The organism is Pseudomonas sp. E45-MNA-CIBAN-0222 (assembly GCF_040310405.1).
Taxonomy (GTDB): domain Bacteria; phylum Pseudomonadota; class Gammaproteobacteria; order Pseudomonadales; family Pseudomonadaceae; genus Stutzerimonas; species Stutzerimonas stutzeri_AC.
The window spans coordinates 1-276 of the sequence record NZ_JBEOPU010000086.1 but is presented as its reverse complement, the minus strand read 5'-3'; the positions used below and the strand labels follow the sequence as shown (position 1 = coordinate 276).

Sequence of the window (276 nt, the reverse complement as noted above, 5' to 3'; positions counted from 1 at the left end):
CAGTATCACGATACCCGTGCGCGGTTGCGTTGCGCGGCGTTTCCGAGGGAAGAACCGACATCATGAGCCGCAAATTCATTCTGAAGGGCGACACGACCGATCATGGCGGCGTCGTGCTCGAAGGGATCGCCAATTCGTCGTTCGACGGGCGCGAACTCGCGTATCTCGGTGCAGCCGTGTTCTGCGCGGCGTGCAAGTCGCCGGGCGTGATCGTGTCGGACGGCGGCGAGCGCACGATGACCGTGATGGGCAAGGTCGTCGCGCTCGAGCACGACC

At 64.1% G+C, this 276-nt stretch carries 1 protein-coding gene; it reads left to right on the top strand.

What is annotated here, in order from left to right:
- Positions 1-62: 62 nt before the first annotated feature.
- A partial coding sequence (locus AAEZ08_RS22875; RefSeq protein ID WP_500125170.1) for a PAAR domain-containing protein occupies positions 63-276 on the top strand: 214 nt, incomplete at its 3' end.